15 protein-coding genes are annotated in these 17,062 nt (G+C 70.8%); 3 read left to right on the forward strand and 12 right to left on the reverse strand.

The features are described 5' to 3' along the window. Nucleotides 1-21 precede the first annotated feature (21 nt). Nucleotides 22-519, forward strand: a complete 498-nt coding sequence (locus OG917_RS13910; RefSeq protein ID WP_328317909.1) for a MarR family winged helix-turn-helix transcriptional regulator — start codon at nt 22-24, stop codon at nt 517-519. On the opposite strand, the gene OG917_RS13915 is transcribed toward OG917_RS13910, so the two are convergent. The 4 genes from OG917_RS13915 to galT all read right to left on the reverse strand — a co-directional run bounded on the left by OG917_RS13915 (nt 478) and on the right by galT (nt 4,622). After that, entirely contained in the window at nt 478-1,260 is a 783-nt protein-coding gene (locus OG917_RS13915; RefSeq protein ID WP_328317910.1) for a response regulator transcription factor, read from the reverse strand. The genes OG917_RS13910 and OG917_RS13915 overlap by 42 nt on opposite strands. A gap of 144 nt (nt 1,261-1,404) precedes the next feature. Beyond that, nucleotides 1,405-2,535, reverse strand: coding sequence for a galactokinase (gene galK / locus OG917_RS13920; RefSeq protein ID WP_328317911.1), 1,131 nt, complete (start codon nt 2,533-2,535; stop codon nt 1,405-1,407). Between the two features lie 3 nt (nt 2,536-2,538). Next, nucleotides 2,539-3,540 carry a UDP-glucose 4-epimerase GalE gene (gene galE, locus OG917_RS13925; protein ID WP_328317912.1) on the reverse strand — a complete coding sequence of 334 codons (1,002 nt, stop codon included), beginning with the start codon at nt 3,538-3,540 and terminating at the stop codon, nt 2,539-2,541. After that, on the reverse strand, nt 3,537-4,622 hold the full coding sequence (gene galT, locus OG917_RS13930) for a galactose-1-phosphate uridylyltransferase (protein ID WP_328317913.1): 1,086 nt from the start codon (nt 4,620-4,622) through the stop codon (nt 3,537-3,539). Before galT ends, galE begins: the two co-directional genes overlap by 4 nt. A gap of 218 nt (nt 4,623-4,840) precedes the next feature. On the opposite strand from galT, the gene OG917_RS13935 reads away from it, so the two are divergent. Together OG917_RS13935 and OG917_RS13940 are read left to right on the forward strand one after the other, a co-directional pair. Beyond that, complete coding sequence (locus tag OG917_RS13935; protein ID WP_328317914.1) at nt 4,841-6,511, forward strand: sodium:solute symporter family protein; 1,671 nt, start codon at nt 4,841-4,843, stop codon at nt 6,509-6,511. 15 nt (nt 6,512-6,526) lie between these two features. Then, a complete protein-coding gene (locus OG917_RS13940; protein ID WP_328317915.1) occupies nt 6,527-6,823 on the forward strand; it encodes a hypothetical protein in 297 nt (98 codons plus the stop codon). Nucleotides 6,824-6,862: 39 nt separating this feature from the next. Here OG917_RS13940 and OG917_RS13945 read toward each other — a convergent pair whose 3' ends face one another. The 8 genes from OG917_RS13945 to OG917_RS13980 form a co-directional block, all read right to left on the reverse strand. Continuing rightward, entirely contained in the window at nt 6,863-7,576 is a 714-nt protein-coding gene (locus OG917_RS13945; RefSeq protein ID WP_328317916.1) for a response regulator transcription factor, read from the reverse strand. A 252-nt stretch (nt 7,577-7,828) separates the two neighbouring features. After that, entirely contained in the window at nt 7,829-9,682 is a 1,854-nt protein-coding gene (locus tag OG917_RS13950) for an outer membrane protein assembly factor BamB family protein (protein ID WP_328317917.1), read from the reverse strand. A gap of 43 nt (nt 9,683-9,725) precedes the next feature. After that, nucleotides 9,726-11,570 carry an outer membrane protein assembly factor BamB family protein gene (locus OG917_RS13955; RefSeq protein WP_328317918.1) on the reverse strand — a complete coding sequence of 615 codons (1,845 nt, stop codon included), beginning with the start codon at nt 11,568-11,570 and terminating at the stop codon, nt 9,726-9,728. A 240-nt stretch (nt 11,571-11,810) separates the two neighbouring features. Next, entirely contained in the window at nt 11,811-13,619 is a 1,809-nt protein-coding gene (locus OG917_RS13960; protein WP_328317919.1) for an ABC-F family ATP-binding cassette domain-containing protein, read from the reverse strand. A 93-nt stretch (nt 13,620-13,712) separates the two neighbouring features. Continuing rightward, nucleotides 13,713-14,690, reverse strand: coding sequence for a 4-(cytidine 5'-diphospho)-2-C-methyl-D-erythritol kinase (locus OG917_RS13965; RefSeq protein WP_328317920.1), 978 nt, complete (start codon nt 14,688-14,690; stop codon nt 13,713-13,715). Continuing rightward, entirely contained in the window at nt 14,687-15,565 is an 879-nt protein-coding gene (gene rsmA, locus OG917_RS13970) for a 16S rRNA (adenine(1518)-N(6)/adenine(1519)-N(6))-dimethyltransferase RsmA (protein ID WP_328317921.1), read from the reverse strand. Before rsmA ends, OG917_RS13965 begins: the two co-directional genes overlap by 4 nt. Nucleotides 15,566-15,612: 47 nt before the next feature. After that, complete coding sequence (locus tag OG917_RS13975; RefSeq protein ID WP_328317922.1) at nt 15,613-16,503, reverse strand: TatD family hydrolase; 891 nt, start codon at nt 16,501-16,503, stop codon at nt 15,613-15,615. Between the two features lie 53 nt (nt 16,504-16,556). After that, a complete protein-coding gene (locus OG917_RS13980) occupies nt 16,557-16,988 on the reverse strand; it encodes a hypothetical protein (RefSeq protein WP_328317923.1) in 432 nt (143 codons plus the stop codon). Nucleotides 16,989-17,062 lie beyond the last annotated feature (74 nt).

The following is a 17,062-nucleotide window of genomic DNA, read 5'->3' on the forward strand; positions in this document are numbered from 1 at the left end:
AGACCCTCTACACTGATCCACATGGAGGATGAGGTCGACCGGCTGGTCGCTGCATGGCGTCGAGAGCGTCCCGACCTCGACGTGGAACCGCTTGAGGTCCTGAGCCGGGTGTCGAGGCTGGCGCGCCATCTCGACCGCGCCCGCCGGATCGCGTTCTCCGAGCACAATCTGGAGCCGTGGGAGTTCGACGTCCTGACGTCGCTGCGCCGCGCGGGCGACCCGTACCAGCTCTCCCCCGGGCAGCTGCTGACCCAGACGCTGGTCACATCGGGCACCATGACCAACCGCATCGACCGGCTCGCCACCAAGGGGCTCGTCGAGCGGCTGCCCGACCCCAGCGACCGGCGCGGAGTCCTGGTCAGGCTGACCACCGAGGGGCGCGACCGTGCCGACCAGGCACTCGCGGGGCTGCTCGCCCAGGAGCGTGCGCTGCTCGCCGAGCTTTCCCGCACCCAACGGGGTGAACTGGCCAGCCTGCTACGCCAGTTGACCGCCCCGTTCGACAACATCCCCGGCTGACGGCAGGCCCGCGAGGTCGGCGGGCCCCACCCCCGCGCGTCTCGCGAGGGCGACCGCCGCCAGTGTGGAGTGCACCCCGAGCTTGCCCAGCACGTTCTGCATGTGCGTACGGACGGTGTGCGGGGAGAGGAAGAGCCGCTCGGCCACCGCCTTGCGGCCCAGCCCCGCGACCATGCACCGCAGCACCTCGCTCTCCCTCGGCGTCAGCGCCTCGACCAGCAGCTCGCCCTCGGTGCGGTGCCTGCGGGCCGTTGTCAGCTCGCGCAGCACGCCGGTCAGCAGAGCGGGCGGCAGATGCGTCTCGCCCCGCAGGACCCCCCGGACCACCGCCAGCAGCCGCTGGAGCGAACAGTCCTTGGCGACCCACCCCGAGGCCCCGGTCTGCAGGGCCAGCGCCGCCCTGGCCGGGTCGTCGCGCGCCGCGAGGACGACCGTCCGCACCGCGGGCCGGGTCGCGCGCACCGCGGCGGCCAGTGAGATGCCGTCCACCGCTTCGCCCTCCCCTTCACCGGGGACGGGCGCCGGACGCGGGCCCCAGCCCGCGGAGACCCCGAGGTCGGCGTCGACCAGCAGCACGTCGAAGGCGCGCCCGTCGGCTGCGGCCCGGTCCAGACAGCGCAGCGCGGCCGGCCCGCTGCCTGCGGCCTTGACCTCCACATCGGGTTCGGCCGCGAGGGCCGCGGCGAGCGACTCGGCGAAGATGCGGTGGTCGTCGACGACCAGAACACGGATATGAACCATTGGAACCCCCACGCCCGCGCACCGGCCCCCACCGGTGGCTCTGATTCAGCCTACGGGCGTCCACCGGGCTCGTCCGGTGATTGGGGAACACCACACGGACGTGCCGGGCGCCCCGGGGCTCTCGCCCGGGGCGCCCGGCGGAGCTCACGCCAGGCGGCGCGCCCCCGCCGACGCCGTGGCCGTGAAGATGCGCGGCGCCGTGTGCCCGGCCGCGGCGAAGGCCTCCGTCACCGCCTTGGAGACGGCTTCCGCCTGCACCTCCTCGACCAGCACGATCGCCGATCCGCCGAAGCCGCCGCCGGTCATCCGCGCGCCGAGCGCGCCGCCCGCGTTCGCCGACGCCACCACCAGGTCGAGTTCCTCGCAGGAGACCAGCAGGTCGTCACGGAGGGAGGCGTGGCCGTCGGTGAGGATCGGTCCGACGCCGCGTACGTCGCCCGCGTCGAGCAGCGCGACCGTCCGCGCCACCCGGTGGTTGTCGGCGACGACGTGGCGCACATAGCCGCGCACCCGGGGGTCGGCGAGCTTCGCCAGCGCGTCGGGCAGCTGCTCGTACGGCACGTCGCGCAGCGCGGGGACGCCCAGGATCCGGGCGCCCTCCTCGCAGCCCGCGCGCCGCTCGGCGTACGCGCCGTCGCCCAGGGCGTGCTTGACCCTGGTGTCCACGACGAGCAGCCGCAGCCCCTGGGCGGCCAGGTCGAAGGGGACCTGCCGTATCGAGTGGTCCCGGCAGTCGAGGTGCAGCGCGTGGCCCTCGGCGCAGCAGGCGGACGCCGTCTGGTCCATGACGCCGCAGGGCACGCCGACGAAGGCGTTCTCGGCGCGCTGGGCGATCAGCGCCAGCTGGTTGCAGTCCAGGCCCAGTTCGTACAGGTCGTTCAGGGCGAGCGCGGTGACGACCTCCAGGGCGGCGGACGAGGAGAGCCCGGCGCCGGTGGGGACGGTGGAGCCGAGGTGGATGTCGGCGCCGGTGACGGGGTGGCCCGCCTCGCGCAGCGCCCAGACGACGCCGGCCGGGTAGGCCGCCCAGCTGGTGTTCGTGAGCGGTTCGAGCTCGTCGGTGCGGAGCTGGACGATGCCGCCCTCGATGTCGGCCGAGTACAGGCGCAGCACGCCGTCGGAGCGGCGGGAGACCTGCGCGACCGCGGTGTGCGGCAGGGCGAGCGGCATGACGAAGCCGTCGTTGAAATCGGTGTACTCACCGATGAGGTTGACCCGGCCCGGCGCGGCCCAGGTGCCCTCGGGGGCACTTCCGTACAGCTCCTCGAAACTCATTCCTCAGCAACTCCCCTTTTGTGGGACAACACTGTCCTGCGCGGATGCGCGGGTGCTCTGCGCGAAGGCCCAGGCGTCGGAGACGATCCCGGCCAGATCGGAGCGCGAGGGGGCCCAGCCGAGCCGCTCGCGTGCGGTGTCGGCGGAGGCGACGAGCGTGGCCGGGTCGCCGGCGCGGCGGCCGGCCGCCTGCTCGGGGACCGGGTGCCCGGTGACCTTGCGGACGGTCTCGATGACCTCGCGGACCGAGAACCCGCTGCCGTTGCCGAGGTTGCAGATCAGGTGCTCGCCGGTTGCCGCGGCCTCCAGGGCCAGCAGGTGCGCCTCGGCGAGGTCCGCGACGTGGATGTAGTCGCGGACGCAGGTGCCGTCAGGCGTGGGGTAGTCGTCGCCGTAGACCGAGATGGCGTCCCGGCGGCCCTGGGCGACCTGGAGGACGAGCGGAATGAGGTGCGACTCGGGGTCGTGGCGCTCGCCGTACGTCTTGTAGGCGCCGGCGACGTTGAAGTAACGGAGGCTGGCCGCGGCCAGACCGTGCGCCGCGCACTCGCCGCTGATCATGTGGTCGACGGCGAGCTTGGTGGCACCGTACGGATTGGTCGGCGCGGTGGGGGCGCTCTCCCTGATCGGTACGGTCGCGGGCTCGCCGTAGGTCGCGGCGGTGGAGGAGAACACCAGGGTGCGGACTCCGGCGGACCGCATCGCGGCGAGCAGCGCCGTGGTGCCGCCGACGTTGTTCAGCCAGTACTTCTCGGGGTCGACGACCGACTCGCCGACCTGCGAGGACGCGGCGAAGTGCAGCACCCCGTCGTACGAGGAGTCGAGCCACCGGGCGGCGTCCTGGATGCGCCCCTCGACGAACGTGGCGCCCTCGGGGACGGAGACGCGGAACCCGGTGGAGAGGTCGTCGAGCACGGTCACCGCGTGACCGGCCTCCAGGAGATGGGCGGCGACGACGCTGCCGACGTATCCCGCGCCACCGGTGACCAGATACTTCTTGCTCACTTGCTCGCTACCTCTCGAAGTCGCTCGGCCGCGGTCTCCGGCGGCACGTCATTCACGAAGACGTTCATGCCCGACTCGGAACCCGCGAGGAACTTCAGCTTGCCCGAAGTGCGGCGAATGGTGAAAAGCTCAAGATGCAGGGCGAATTCGTCCCGGTTGATGCCGTATCCCTCCAGCTCGCCGAAGGGCGCCTGGTGGATGGCGGAGATGTACGGGGTCGGGGGCTCGCCCGCCCCGTCCTTCCCGCCGTCCGGGCCGTCGAAGATCCGGTCGAAGCGCCTCAGCAGTTCCAGGTACATCTCCGGGAACTCCGCGCGCGCCTCGTCGCCGAGGAAGCGCAGGTCGGGCACGCGCTGCTTCGGGTAGAGGTGCACTTCGTACGGCCAGTGGGCGGCGTAGGGGACGAACGCGACCCAGTGCGCGCCGTCCAGGACCACCCGGGTGCCGTCGGCCGTCTCGCGGGCGACGTTCTCGTCGAAGAGGTTCCGCCCGCCGCTGCTCTCCTGGAACGCGTCTGCGGAGCGCAGCATCAGCGCGGTGCGCGGGGTGATGAAGGGGTAGCCGTAGATCTGGCCGTGCGGGTGGCCGAGGGTCACACCGATCTCGGCGCCGCGGTTCTCGAAGCAGAACACCTGCTTGACCGAGGGGAGTTCGGCGAGCTCCGCGGTCCTGTCGGTCCAGGCCTCCAGGACCAGGCCGGCCTGGTCGGGGGTGAGGTCGGCGAAGGACGCGTCGTGGTCGGATGTGAAGCAGACGACCTCGCAGCGGCCGGAGTCGCCGGCGAGCGAGGGGAAGCGGTTCTCGAAGACGGCGACGTCGTAGTCGGCTTCGGGGACCTCGCTGAGCCGTCCGTCGCGCGAGGGGCAGAGGGGGCACTCGTCGGCCGGCGGGTGGTAGGGGCGCTCCTGGCGGTGCGAGGAGATGGCGACGGCGTCACCGAGCAGCGGGTCGGTGCGGATCTCGGACGCGGTGGCGACGGGGCCGAGGGGGCGCCGGTCCACAGCGTCACGGACGGTGTCGTCCCGGCCGTCGTAGTAGAGCAGCTCACGACCGTCGGCGAGACGGGTCGATGTCTTCTTCACGCTGGCGCTCCTCGCCCACTGCGACCTATCAAACATAACCGCACACAACAAACCACAAGTCAACAGTTCAGTCAATGGGGAAGTAGCAAGCGCTTTCATCAGGACATACCAACCAGCCCGATCACAATCAAACAAAGAACACCAGGCATGTGTTCAATTTTTGAACACCTAGGCGTAGGTTCCACAGCGGAAAAGTTCTGGCAACGAAGCGAGTACTCATGCAATACCTGGCTGCCGGACTCCGGCTCCCCACGAACGGGCTCGACTACACGATTCTGGCGATCTACTTCATCGTGGTTCTGGGCATCGGGTTCGCTGCCAGAGCGAGCGTGAAGACGAGCCTCGACTTCTTCCTGTCGGGCCGCTCACTGCCCGCCTGGGTCACCGGTCTGGCTTTTGTCGCCGCCAACCTCGGCGCCACCGAGATCCTCGGTATGGCCGCGACCGGCGCGCAGTACGGCGTGGCCGTCGTCCACTGGTACTGGATCGGCGCCATCCCCGCCATGGTCTTCCTCGGCCTGGTGATGATGCCCTTCTACTACAAGTCGAAGGTGCGCTCCGTACCGGAGTTCCTGCTGCACCGCTTCGACAAGTCGGCGCACCTGCTGAGCTCCATACTCTTCGCCTTCTCGGCGGTGCTGATCGCGGGCGTGAACCTCTACGCCCTGTCGATCGTCGTGGAGGCGCTCCTGGGCTGGCCGCAGTGGGTCGCGATCGTGGTCGCGGGCCTCTTCGTGCTCGTATACATCACCATCGGCGGTCTCTCCTCGGCGATCTACAACGAGGTGCTGCAGTTCTTCGTCATCCTCGCCGCGCTGATACCCCTGACCATCCTCGGCCTCAAGCGGGTCGGCGGCTGGGACGGTCTCTCCGACAGCCTCACCAAGAGCCACGGGCATGACTTCATGACGGCCTGGGGCGGCACATCGATCGGCCACGCGAACCCGCTCGGCGCGAACTGGCTGACGATCATCCTGGGTCTGGGCTTCGTGCTCTCCTTCGGCTACTGGACGACGAACTTCGCCGAGGTGCAGCGCGCTCTCTCCGCGAAGAACCTCTCGGCCGCCCAGCGCACCCCGCTGATCGCCGCCATCCCGAAGATCTTCATCGTCTTCATCGTGATGATCCCCGGCCTGGTCGCCGCCGTCATCGCCCCGAAGATCGGCACCCCCGGCTCGGACCTCACGTACAACGACGCGATCCCGCTGCTGATGCAGGAGCTGCTGCCCAACGGTGTGCTCGGCATCGCCGTGACCGGTCTGCTGGCCGCCTTCATGGCCGGTATGGCCGCCAACGTCTCCTCGTTCAACACCGTCTTCACGACGGACATCTGGGCGCGGTACGTGAAGAAGGACAAGCCCGACGCGTACTACCTGCGCTTCGGACGGCTGATCACCGCGATCGGCGTGCTGGCCTCCATCGGCACGGCCTTCATCGCCGCCAGCTTCTCCAACATCATGAGCTACCTCCAGACGCTGTTCTCCTTCTTCAACGTCCCGCTGTTCGTGGTCTTCATCATCGGCATGTTCTGGAAGCGCGCCTCGATGAAGTCCGGTGTGTGGGGGCTGCTCGCCGGTACCACCGCCGCGATGGTCAACTACTTCTGGATCTACAAGCAGGGCATCATCACCATCCCGACCGACCAGGGCGCCAACTTCGTCTCGGCGATCGTCGGCTTCGTCGCCGGTGCGGTCGTCATGGTCCTCGTGACGCTCTTCACCGCCCCCAAGCCCGAGGCCGAACTGGCCGGTCTGGTGTACGGGACGGAGTCGCCGGACGCCCCGGAGGCACCGGCCGAGGGCGACGACGCCTGGTACCGCAAGCCGGCCCTGCTCGGCTGGGGCGCGATCGTCGTCGCGGCCCTGTGCTACCTGCCCTACTCGCTCTGATCGGAGGCACCCACCATGTCTGAACTGCAGAACGAAGTCTCCGAACTGGAGAAGAAGTCCGCGACGGCGGCCCGCCTCTTCGACATCCGGCGCATCATCGGCGGACTGTTCGTGGTCTACGGGATCATCGTGACGATCGCGGGGATCACCGCGTCCGACGCGGATCTGAAGAAGGCCCAGGGGATCAACATCAACCTCTGGACCGGGCTCGCCATGCTGGCCCTCGGTCTGTTCTTCCTGGTCTGGCTGAAGCTGCGTCCGGTGGCTCCGCCCACCCCGGACGACGCCCCGGCGGAGCAGCGGACGCCGTAGGAGAGTCCCGCAACGGCCCGGGGAGGGGCCGGACTTCACTCAGGTGAGGTCCGGCCCCTCCTGCGTGTCCCGGCCACCGGGCAGCGCTCGCACCACCGCGTGGTCGAGCAGCCCGGTGCGGGCGGCGAGCGCGGCGGCCTCCAGGCGGGAACCGACGCCGAGCTTCACCAGGACCCGCTGCACATGCGTACGGGCGGTGCTCGGCGCGATCCGCATGCCGGCCGCGATCAGCCGGGTGTCCTCGCCCTCCGCCACCCGGGCCAGCACCTCCACCTCGCGCTGGGTGAGCAGGCCCAGCAGCCGCCGCCCCTCGTCGTCCGGCCGGGCCACCGGATTGAGCAGCTCCGTGAACACGGCCCGCAGCAGCTGCGGCGCGACCGCGGTCTCCCCCGCACACGCCTGCACCATGGCCCGCTCGACGCCCTCGATTCGCTCGTCGTGGCGTACGTAGCCCGAGGCGCCGGCGGCGAACGCCGCGGCGATGCCCGGCGAGTCGGGCACCGGCCCCAGCACCACGACGGACACCTGAGGCCGTTCCTTCTTGATCCGCGCGACCGGGTCGAACACCCCGGGTTCTGCGGGCGCCGCCGTGCCGAACAGGCAGACGTCGGGCGCCCGGCTCACCACGAGGTCGGCCGCGCCCGCCGTGGGCGCCGCCGCTGCGAGCACCCGGTGCCCGCGGAGTCTCAGCGCCGAGGCGAGCGCCTCGGCGAGCAGTCGGTGGTCATCGACCACCATGAGCCGCACGCCCATGGAGCGGTCCCCCCTGTCCCCCCGCGCCGGGAGCGCTCTCCCGGCTTTCCTGCCCCGGCAAGTTACACGCTTGTCCGGCGCCGCGCGCCCCTTCCGGTGCGAAGGCCCCCGCATCGCGGGATTCCCGGTGTTCCAGGCGCTGTCCCGCCGGGGGCAGGGGCCGTACGTACTGCCGGGTACGCCTGCGGGGGCGCCGCCCGTCGCCGGGTGGCGCCCCCGCAGGGATGTCCGGGACGAGCCCGGGAGGTTCGGTCAGCCGGTACCGAACGCGATGGCCAGGTAGTGCTTCTCCGAGTCGCCGCTGAACTCGCTGAGCATGTCGTCGGCCAGATAGAGCCGGCCTTCGGAGTAGCGGATCTCGGCGCTGTCCACCACGAAGCTGGACTCCGCCCCGCGGACCGACTCCTCGCCCGGATTGTTCATCAGGAGCGTCTGCTTGAGGGTCGTGCCGTTGATCGAGACGACCTGGCCGCCCTTGTTGTACGGGCCGGTCTTGTACGCGAGGACGTTGGAGCCGTCCATCCGTACGGGATAGGACGTATAGCCCGGTCCCGCGTCGGCACGGCCCGGTACCGGCTTGCCGGTGCCCAGGTCGAAGGCGACGATCTCGTTGGTCTGGCCGACGGCGTCGCCGACGCCGTCGTGCTGCTCGGTCGGGACGTACAGCCGGTCGTCACCGACGGCCAGGTTGTTGCACTGCTCGACCTCGGTGCTGTCGCACTTCCCGGCGTACTTGTCCCCCTCGGCCGGGATCCGGGCGCGCAGCTTGCCGGTCTTCGCGTCGACGGAGAAGTAGTCCGAGATGCCGCTGCCGTCGCCCGCGGTGTCACCGACGTCGGCGGCCACCACCAGCGGGGCGGCGGAGACGATGTGCGCGTACTCGACACCCGACGGCATCTTGAACGTGGAGAGCGGCGCGCCGGTCTTCGGGTTCAGGTTCTGAACGCTGACCTGTGGGCTGTCGTAGTCGCCGCACTTGCGGACGGCGACCAGGGCGGTGGGGCCGCCGGCGTATCCGGCGTCCTCGCACTGGTCCGTGGAGACCTTCGGTGACCAGCGCAGCTCGCCCTTCTCCAGCCCCCAGGCGGCCCCGCCGCTGGTGCTGCCGGTGGCGACGGTGTCGGCGCCCAGGGTCACCTCGTCGACGCTGGCCTTGCGGTCGCCGTCGTTGTACGACTTCTGCCAGAGGAGCTTCCCGCTGTCGAGGTCGAGCGCGGCGATCTCGGAGCAGCCCCAGAAGGGCTTGGCCTTCGTCGGCACCTTCGGCTGGAAGGCGATGGCCGTCTTGTGGTCCTTGCTGACGTGGCTCGTCGCGGCGCAGAGCGGGCCCGGCAGCGGAAGCTTCCAGACCTGGGTGCCCTTGACGGCGTCGTAGCCGACGACCTCGTCGACCCCGGACTTCACGTACAGCTTGTCGGTGGTCCAGGAGCCGTTGACGGCCGTGACGTCCTTGACCTTCGGAGCCGGCATCTGGAAGAGGACCCGGGAGTTGGTGTCGGCGGGCACCTTCTCCTTGCCCCCGGCGCCCTTGCCGGTGTCACCGTTCTTGTCGCCGCCACCGGTCGGGCCTGCGCTGGACACATTGGGCGCGTCGGAGTCCTTGCCCGACGCGTACACGAAGCCCGCGGCGATGATCAGCACGATCGCGACGGCCGCGGCGGTGATGATCTTCGCGTCGATGCCGAACTTCCCGCCGCCTCCGGTGCTGCCGGGCTGGGGCTGCATGGGCTGCGTCGGGTACTGCTGGTACGCAGGCACGCCGGGTTGTTGCTGCTGCTGCGGGAAGCCGTACGCGGGCCCGCCGGGCTGCTGCTGCTGCGGATAGCCGTAGCCGGGGCCGGCGGGGGCTGTCTGCGGGTAGCCGTACCCGGGGTCCTGCGGGGCACTGTGCTGCGGAGGGCCCGCGGCGGGCGGACCCGCAGGCGGGGGCCCCTGCGGCGGCGGGGGCGTCTGCGGCGCCCCGGGCGGCATCTGCGGGGGGACCGGGGGGCTGTTGGGGGGTGGTGTCGGTGCACCGTACCCGCCCGCCGGGGAGTCCTTGGGCGCGCCGAACCCTCCCTGCGGCGGGCCGTTGGGCGGCTGCGGTGGCTGAGGTGGCTGTGTCATCGTTCTGCCTTCGTGGAGGGGGAGTTGGGGGTCCGGGGACAGCTCACTTGCCGAAGACCAGCATCGTCTTCTCGGTGGTGTCGCCCTTCTTGCCCCTGACCTGGCCCGACATCAGGAAGAACCGGCCGTCCTGGTAAGCGACCAGCTTCGAGTAGAAGGAGTTCTCGATGGTCTGGGTCGACGCCGGGTTCTGCAGGAGCACACTCGCCTTGCCGCCCGTCGACGGGATGGACACGACCGCGCCGCCGCCGTCGTACGAAGGCTCCTTGTACGCGATGAGGTTGCTGCCGTCCATCCGCAGCGGCAGCATCGTACGGTCGCCGCCCGCGGGCACCCGCCACTTCTCCTTGCCGCTGTTCAGGTCGAACGCGACCACCGCGTTCGCACCGCTCTTCACCTCGGTCGGCAGATACAGCGTGTTGGCGTCGGCGGCCGTACCGACGCAGCCCTGGAGGTCACGGTCGATGATGGAGAGACCGCACTCGGGCCGGAAGCTGTCCTTCGTGGTCAGCTGGGAGCGCCGGGTCCCGTCGTGCTTGAGGACGGAGATGTTCCAGGACTTCTTCTTCTCGTTGGCCGAGTAGATGACCAGCGGGTCCAGCGAGTAGACCTTCTTGACCTGCCAGCCCGCGGGGAGCCTGAACGTCCACTTGGACTTGCCGGACGACGGGTCGAGCTCCTGCACCTGCTCGGTCGCGTCCGGCTGGCTGTTCTTGGTGCACGACTCGACCGCGATCAGCTTGGCGCCCCCGGCGAACGCGTCCGGCTGGCACGCGCCTTCCATCCGCCCGAAGATCTTGTGCCCGTCGCTGACCGAGAAGGCGCTGGAGGGGCCCATCCGGCTGGCCGTCACGGTGTCGCCCGCGATCGTCAGCTCCAGGGAGCTCATGATGTCGAAGCTGCCCTCCTGGGGAATCTGCTTCTTCCAGCCGCCCTTGCCCGCCTTGAGGTCGATGGCCTGCATCTGGTTGCAGTCGGCCTTGTCGGTGTCGTTGCTCTTGTACGCGATGACGATCTTGCCGTCGGGGGTGGTCTGGCGCGGCGCGGCGCAGATCGCGTGCGGTACCGGCACGCTCCACTTCTCCTTGCCGTCGTTCACCCCGTACGCGGTGACCTTCTTGTACATCGCGCGGACGACGACGTCCCCGGAGAACCACATGCCGTAGTTCTGCGCGCCGTTCTGCGGCAGCGCCACGTCATTGGTCTGCAGCCACAGGACCTTGTCCTCGCCCGCCTTGCGTCCGGCGTTGAGGTCGTCGTTCGCGGCGCGCCCGTCGCCGTTGCCGTCGCCCTGATCGACGCTCGCGGAGGAGGTCGGCCTGTCGTCGGTGTTCTTGCTGTCGCTCGCCACCGGCTTCTTGTCGCCGTCGTCACCGCCCCCGACGGCGAAGAAGACCCCGGCGCCGACGACGAGCAGTGCCGCGACCGCCGCGCCGATGATGACGCCCGGCTTGCCCTTGAAGGGGTTCTTGCCCCCGCCGCCCTGCGGCGGGAAGGGCGCACCCGGGTACTGCTGCGCGGGGTAGCCATAGGGGCCCTGCTGCTGACCGTAGGGGCCCTGCGGCGGCTGCTGCCCGTACGGGCCGCCGGGCTGCTGGGGCTGCTGCCCGTACGGACCGGGCTGCTGGGGCTGCTGCGGGTATCCGTAGGGGCCCGGCTGCGGCACCTGCTGGGGGTAGCCGTAGCCGGGCTGCGGCCCGGACGGCGGGCCCTGCGGCGGCACGGGCGGCTGGGCGGGCGCGGACTGCTGCCCCGGCGGTGCCTGGGGCGGCGGCGGCATCTGCGGCGGCTGGGCGGGCGGCGGCGGGGCGCCGAAGCCACCCGGCGGAGGGTCCTGCGGCGCGCCGAAACCGCCCTGCGGCGGCTGCTGGTCGGGCGGCTGAGTCATCAGCACATACCTCTTCACGCGGGGTCCACTGCCCGACCGGCCTCCCCCGCAATTCCGGCAGCCGTAACCACCGGAAAGGAGCGAATCGGGTGTGGATCCCACACATCAACGTCAGTCGAGCGGGAGTTCTTTCTATCACCCGAAGAGCGCAGCGAGAGGGCCCGGTCCGCCCCTGTGCCCAAGGGAGAACCGGGCCGTGATGCCCTCGTTACGCGGCCGGCGCGGTACGGCAGGAAAGAGCTACGCGTCCTCGGCCAGCTCCAGCCAGCGCATCTCCAACTCTTCTCGCTGAGTGGTCAGTTCGCGGAGCTCCGCGTCCAGTTCGGCCACTTTCCCGAAGTCTGTGGCGTTCTCGGTGATCTGTGCGTGCAGCTTGCTCTCCCGGTCGGAGAACTTGCCCAGCTGCCGCTCGATCTTCTGGAGTTCCTTCTTCGCCGCGCGGCCGTCCTTGGCGGACACCGTGCCGGGGGCCTCCTTGGCCACCGCCTGCACGGCTGCCGGGGTCTGCGCGTCGACCACCTGGCGGCGGCGCTCCAGGTACTCGTCGACTCCGCGCGGCAGCATCCGCAGGCTCGCGTCGCCGAGCAGCGCGAAGACCCGGTCGGTGGTGCGCTCGATGAAGAACCGGTCGTGCGAGATCACGATCATCGAGCCGGGCCAGCCGTCGAGGAGGTCCTCCAGCTGGGTCAGGGTCTCGATGTCCAGGTCGTTGGTCGGTTCGTCGAGGAACAGGACGTTGGGCTCGTCCATCAGCAGCCGCAGGATCTGCAGCCGGCGCCGCTCACCGCCGGAGAGGTCGCCCACCGGCGTCCACTGCTTCTCCTTGGAGAAACCGAACTGCTCGCAGAGCTGGCCCGCCGTCATCTCGCGGCCCTTGCCGAGGTCGACCCGGTCCCGTACCTGCTGCACCGCCTCAAGCACCCGCAGGGTGGGCTTGAGTTCGGCGACCTCCTGCGAGAGGTAGGCGAGCTTGACGGTCCTACCGACGACGACCTTCCCGGCGGCGGGCTGGGTCTCGCCCTGCGTACGGGCCGCTTCGGCCAGCGCCCGCAGCAGCGAGGTCTTGCCCGCGCCGTTCACCCCGACCAGACCGATCCGGTCACCCGGGCCGAGCTGCCAGGTCAGGTGCTGGAGCAGCAGCTTGTCGCCGGCCCGGACGGTGACGTCCTCCAGCTCGAAGACGGTCTTGCCGAGCCGGGCGTTGGCGAACTTCATCAGCTCGGATGTGTCACGCGGCGGCGGGACGTCGGCGATGAGCTCGTTGGCCGCCTCGATGCGGTAGCGGGGCTTGGACGTACGGGCGGGAGCGCCGCGCCGCAGCCAGGCGAGCTCCTTGCGCATCAGGTTCTGCCGCTTGGACTCCTCGGTGGCCGCGATGCGTTCGCGCTCGGCCCGCGCGAAGACGTAGTCGCTGTAGCCGCCTTCGTACTCGTGGACGGCGCCGCGCTGGACGTCCCACATCCGGGTGCAGACCTGGTCCAGGAACCAGCGGTCGTGGGTGACGACGACGAGCGCGGAGCGGCGCGCGCGGAGGTGGCCGGCGAGCCAGGAGATGCCCTCGACGTCGAGGTGGTTGGTGGGCTCGTCGAGCACGATCAGGTCCTGCTCCGCGATGAGCAGCTTCGCCAGGGCGATCCGGCGGCGCTCACCACCGGAGAGCGGGGCGATGACGGTGTCCAGGCCCTCGGAGAAGCCGGGCAGGTCGAGCCCGCCGAAGAGCCCCGTGAGGACGTCCCTGATCTTGGCGTTGCCCGCCCACTCGTGGTCGGCGAGGTCGCCGATGACCTCGTGCCGCACGGTGGCCTGCGGGTCGAGGGAGTCGTGCTGGGTGAGGACACCGCTGCGCAGGCCGCCGTTGTGGGTGACGCGGCCGGTGTCGGGCTCCTCAAGACGGGCGAGCATCCGGATGAGGGTCGTCTTGCCGTCTCCGTTGCGGCCGACGACGCCGATGCGGTCGCCCTCGGAGACGCCGAGGGAGACACCGTCCAGCAGGGCACGGGTGCCGTAGACCTTGCTGACGGCCTCGACATTGACGAGGTTGACGGCCATTGACGCTCCTGGGACGGGGGTGATCGATCTCCAGCGTACTGGCCCCGGCCGACAGGTCCTGCGGCCGCTGCCATCGGAGCAGCGGCCCCGCGCTCAGCCGCGGACGACCGTCGCGCCCGCCACGCCCGACACCGCGACCCGCGCGGACCGGCACGTCCCCGACTCCAGGAGCTCCGCCGCGATCCGCTCCGCCGCGTCCGCGTCCTTCGCCAGGAACGCCGTCGTCGGGCCGGAGCCGGAGACCAGCGCGGCCAGCGCCCCGGCCGCGGTGCCTGCCGCGAGCGTGTCCGCCAGGGACGGGCGCAGCGAGAGCGCCGCCGGCTGGAGGTCGTTGGACAGGGCGCCTGCCAGGGCCACGGTGTCGCCGGTGCGCAGGGCTTCGATCAGCGCGGGTGATGCCTCCGGCGGGCCCGCGTCCGGGGTGAGGCGGTCGAACTCGCGGAAGACCGTCGGGGTGGAGAGTCCTCCGTCGGCCATCGCGAAGACCCAGTGGAAGGCGCCGCCCGTCTCCAGCGGTGTCAGCCGCTCGCCCCTGCCGGTGCCGAGCGCCGCTCCGCCGACCAGGCTGAAAGGCACGTCGCTTCCCAGCTCGGCGCAGAGGCCGAGGAGCTCGTCGCGGGAAGCGCCGGTGGACCAGAGCGCGTCACAGGCCAGCAGGGCGCCCGCGCCGTCCGCGCTGCCGCCCGCCATGCCGCCCGCGACGGGGATGTCCTTGGCGATGTGGAGGTGCACGCGGGGCTCGATGCCGCGCAGGGCCGCGAGCAGCTCGGCCGCCCGCGCCGCCAGGTTCGTACGGTCCAGCGGGACCAGGTCGGCGCCGGGGCCGGTGCAGGTGATGCGCAGGGTGTCGGCGGGGGTGACGGTGACCTCGTCGTACAGCGACACCGCGAGGAAGACGTTGGCCAGGTCGTGGAAGCCGTCCGGGCGGGCGCCGCCCACCGCGAGCTGGACGTTGACCTTGGCGGGGACGCGGACGGTCACGCCTGCGGTGTCCCCGGTACCGGTGCCGGTACCGGTGCCGGTGCCGGTGCCGGTACCGGTCGTCCCGCCCGTACCGCTGGGGAGCGTCATACCTTGCCCTCCGCGATCCGGGCGAACTCCTCCACCGTCAGCGACTCGCCGCGCGCCTGCGGGGAGATCCCCGCGGCGACCAGCGCGGCCTCGGCAGCCGGCGCCGACCCTGCCCAGCCCGCGAGCGCGGCCCGCAGGGTCTTGCGGCGCTGAGCGAACGCCGCGTCGACGACCGCGAAGACCTCTTCCCTGGAGGCCGTCGTCGCGATCGGTTCGGTGCGCCGGACCAGCGACACCAGACCCGAGTCGACGTTGGGTGCGGGCCAGAACACATTGCGGCCGATGGAGCCGGCCCGCTTGACGTGCGCGTACCAGTTGGCCTTGACGGAGGGCACCCCGTACACCTTGTTGCCAGGTTCGGCCGCGAGGCGGTCGGCGACCTCCGCCTGGACCATCACCAGCGTCCGCTCGATGGAGGGGAAACGGGCCAGCATCGTCAGCAGGACGGGAACAGCCACGTTGTACGGGAGGTTCGCCACCAGTGCCGTGGGCGGCGGCCCCGGCAGTTCGGTGACCTGCATCGCGTCGGAGTGGATGAGGGTGAAGCGGTCGGCGCGGGCGGGCAGCCTGGCCTCGACCGTCGCGGGCAGCGCACCCGCCAGGACGTCGTCGATCTCGACGGCGACCAGCCGGTCGGCCGCTTCGAGGAGCGCCAGGGTCAGCGAGCCGAGGCCGGGGCCGACCTCGACCACCACGTCGTCCCGGGTCACCCCGGCGGTCCGCACGATCCGGCGCACCGTGTTGGCGTCGATGACGAAGTTCTGGCCGCGCTGCTTGGTCGGGCGCACGCCGAGCGCGGTGGCCAGTTCGCGGATGTCGGCGGGGCCCAGAAGGGCGTCGGAGACTTCGGATGCCTCGGGTTCAGTGCTGCTCACCCGTCAAGCCTACGGCCGTGGAGAGCGCCCCGGACTCGCGCCGGGCGTCACGCGGTGCGGTCGTCGAGCCCGAACGCCCGGACCGTGTTGTCCATGATCGCGGCGGCCAGTGCCTCTTCTCCGGTGTTCCGTACCTCTGCCATCGCCCGTACCGTCACCGGAATGAGATACGGCGCATTGGGACGCCCCCGGTAGGGGGCAGGGGTAAGGAAAGGCGCATCCGTTTCGACGAGGATGAGCTCCAGCGGGGCGACGACAAGTGCGTCGCGCAGCGGCTGGGCGTTCTTGAACGTCACGTTTCCCGCGAAGGACATGAAATAGCCGTGTGCCGCACAGACTTCGGCCATTTCGGCGTCTCCGGAATAGCAGTGGAATACGGTGCGGTCCGGCGCCCCTTCTTCCTCCAGAATGCGGAGTACATCGGCGTGGGCCTCGCGGTCGTGAATGACAAGCGCCTTGCCGTGCCTTTTTGCCATCTCGATGTGCGCCCGGAACGAGCGTTCCTGGGCGGCCGTGCCCTCCGGTCCCGTGCGGAAGCGGTCGAGTCCGGTCTCGCCGACGGCCCGCACCTGGGGGAGCCCGGCCAGCCGGTCGATCTCGCCGAGCGCCTCGTCCAGTGCGCCGTCGCCGCCGGGGGCGCGCGCCTCCTGCCCCGGCCGTCCTCCCCCGGAGGGCCCGTCCCCCAGCACGATGCGGGGCGCTTCGTTCGGGTGCAGGGCGACCGCCGCGTGCACGTTCGCGTGGGCGGCGGCCGTCTCGGCCGCCCAGCGGGATCCCGCGAGGTCGCACCCCACCTGGACCACGGTGGTCACCCCGACCGAAGAGGCCCTGGCCAGGGCCTCTTCCACCGTGGTGTCCTGCATGTCCAGATGGGTGTGCGAGTCGGCCACCGGCACGGCGAGCGGTGCGGGCAGCGGCGGGGCGGTGTCCTTGCTCATGGCGCCCGATCCTACGGGCCGCCGGGTGGCGCACGCGCTCCGGTGGGGGCGGACTAGCCGCGGTGGAAGGGGTGCAGCAGATCCCGGAACTGCCAGTGGTGGCGTTCGCCGGGAGCGGGGTGCGCCCCGTCTGCGCTCGTGGACGGCTCGGACCCGGCACCGGCCTCCTGGTGCGGGGCGCCCCCGGCACCCGTCGCGACGGCAGCGGCCGGGGTCGTGACGCTGTTCGGGTAATGGAGCAGATTCTGCACCGATGAGACCCGGCCCGACCTCATGATGCGTACGACATGACCGCCGCAGTTCATGCAGTTCGGATTGGAAAGCGGCGAGGGCACCCGCTCGCCGTCGGCCCTGTATACGACAAAGTTCTCGCCGGAAGCGCCTACGTGGTGCTCTATCTCGTAGGCCTGTTCCCAGCCATGTCCACACCGCATGCACGCGAATGAATACGCCTCGTGTGCGGTGCTCTCGACTATCTCACTCATGCCAGCTCCTCTTGTCCGACGGACAAGCCTTCCGTGGGGCGATTCCGTCCCACTTCCAGTGGACGCCTCCGGCT

Source organism: Streptomyces sp. NBC_00388, assembly GCF_036061255.1.
Lineage (GTDB): Bacteria > Actinomycetota > Actinomycetes > Streptomycetales > Streptomycetaceae > Streptomyces.

What these genes read in the sequence shown, in the direction of transcription:
- OG917_RS13955 (WP_328317918.1), bottom strand. Translation starts at nt 11,570, where the DNA reads ATGACTCAGCCGCCCGACCAGCAGCCGCCGCAGGGCGGTTTCGGCGCG.
- OG917_RS13980 (WP_328317923.1), bottom strand. Translation starts at nt 16,988, where the DNA reads ATGAGTGAGATAGTCGAGAGCACCGCACACGAGGCGTATTCATTCGCG.
- OG917_RS13935 (WP_328317914.1), top strand. Translation starts at nt 4,841, where the DNA reads ATGCAATACCTGGCTGCCGGACTCCGGCTCCCCACGAACGGGCTCGAC.
- OG917_RS13910 (WP_328317909.1), top strand. Translation starts at nt 22, where the DNA reads ATGGAGGATGAGGTCGACCGGCTGGTCGCTGCATGGCGTCGAGAGCGT.
- OG917_RS13965 (WP_328317920.1), bottom strand. Translation starts at nt 14,690, where the DNA reads ATGACGCTCCCCAGCGGTACGGGCGGGACGACCGGTACCGGCACCGGC.
- OG917_RS13960 (WP_328317919.1), bottom strand. Translation starts at nt 13,619, where the DNA reads ATGGCCGTCAACCTCGTCAATGTCGAGGCCGTCAGCAAGGTCTACGGC.
- OG917_RS13975 (WP_328317922.1), bottom strand. Translation starts at nt 16,503, where the DNA reads ATGAGCAAGGACACCGCCCCGCCGCTGCCCGCACCGCTCGCCGTGCCG.
- OG917_RS13940 (WP_328317915.1), top strand. Translation starts at nt 6,527, where the DNA reads ATGTCTGAACTGCAGAACGAAGTCTCCGAACTGGAGAAGAAGTCCGCG.
- galK (WP_328317911.1), bottom strand. Translation starts at nt 2,535, where the DNA reads ATGAGTTTCGAGGAGCTGTACGGAAGTGCCCCCGAGGGCACCTGGGCC.
- OG917_RS13915 (WP_328317910.1), bottom strand. Translation starts at nt 1,260, where the DNA reads ATGGTTCATATCCGTGTTCTGGTCGTCGACGACCACCGCATCTTCGCC.
- OG917_RS13950 (WP_328317917.1), bottom strand. Translation starts at nt 9,682, where the DNA reads ATGACACAGCCACCTCAGCCACCGCAGCCGCCCAACGGCCCGCCGCAG.
- OG917_RS13945 (WP_328317916.1), bottom strand. Translation starts at nt 7,576, where the DNA reads ATGGGCGTGCGGCTCATGGTGGTCGATGACCACCGACTGCTCGCCGAG.